Source organism: Bradyrhizobium altum, assembly GCF_020889705.1.
Classification (GTDB): Bacteria; Pseudomonadota; Alphaproteobacteria; order Rhizobiales; family Xanthobacteraceae; genus Bradyrhizobium; species Bradyrhizobium altum.
This window is the reverse complement of the sequence record NZ_JACMYP010000554.1, coordinates 1-1,228: the sequence shown is the minus strand read 5'-3', so window position 1 is coordinate 1,228 and position 1,228 is coordinate 1. Positions and strand designations below refer to the sequence as shown.

The window sequence follows — 1,228 nt, the reverse complement described above, 5'->3', positions numbered from 1 at the left end:
GGTGCGGCTCTGGGGCGCCGGGCTCGACGCGGATGCGGAAGGGACCGCGGAGCCGTGGTCCAAGGATGGGGCCGGGGAGAGCAAATCGAGCATCAGCCTCCGTGTCCGCAGCGCCGACATCAGTCCGCTGCTCAATCTGAAATCATCCGATCCGGCGGCAAACATCCGCTTGTCGTCGCGGCTCACGCTTGCGGGTGACAGGCTGACCTTCGACGATCTCGACAGCATCGTCGCCGGTTCGCGGCTGCGCGGCCGACTGGCGCTGACGCTCGCCGATCAGAAGAGCATCGACGGTGAAGTCGGCCTCGATCAGATCACGCTGGCACCGATTTTCGCGGCGGCGATCGGTGCGGTTGGTCGTGATGCGACGGAGCCGCTCGGCCAGGGACTGACAAGCGCCTGGCGCGGCAAGGTCACGTTCGAAGCGCTGCACGGTCTGCTGCCCGGCGGCGCCGAGCTGCAGCCGGTCCGCGGCACCATCAGGTCGGATGGGCAGTCACTGACCTTCGACGGCGTCAAGGGCAAGATCGGTGGCGGCGAGGCGACCGCCTCCATCGATGCGCGGCAGGGCGTCAACGGACTCGCCTTAAATGCAAATGTGCAGCTTGCGGGCGTCGACGGCGCGGCCTTGCGCTACCGCAGTCTCGCGATGCCCAAGGCACGCACTTCGATGCAGATGACGTTGTTGACGCAGGGCCGCAGCGCCTCGGCGCTGATCGGTGCGCTGTCCGGCAGCGGCGCCGTGACGCTGGAGGGGCTGAACCTTCCGGGCCTCGATCCGCGCGCGTTCGACGTTGCGATCCGCGCCAGCGATTCCGGGCAGGCGACCGACGACGCGCGGCTGAGGCAGATCGTCGAACCGGCGCTCGCAGCCGGCGGGCTGTCGGTCGCTTCGGCGCAAATTCCCTTTAACATCCGCGACGGCCGCGTCCGGATCGGCGTCACCACGCTTGCGGCGAGCGGTGCCAACGTCGTCGTGTCCGGCGGCTACGACATTCCGGCCGACCAGGCCGACATCCGCACCGCGCTGACGTCGACCCAGATCGGCACTGCCACCAGCCGCCCGGAAATACAGCTGCTGGCGGTGGGCACACCCGACGGATTGTCGCGCAGCATCGACATTGCAGCGTTGTCGTCGTGGCTGGCGGTGCGCGCGATCGACCGGGAGACCAAGCGGCTCGACGCGATCGAGCGGGGCGAACCGGTGCCGCCTCCGACCCCGGCGGCC

Annotated in this window: 1 protein-coding gene; it reads left to right on the top strand. The window is 69.1% G+C overall.

Annotated elements, in window-relative coordinates; genetic code table 11:
• The coding region (locus H8B02_RS47325) for an AsmA family protein (RefSeq protein WP_229172519.1) at nt 1–1,228 on the top strand (1,228 nt) is incomplete at both ends.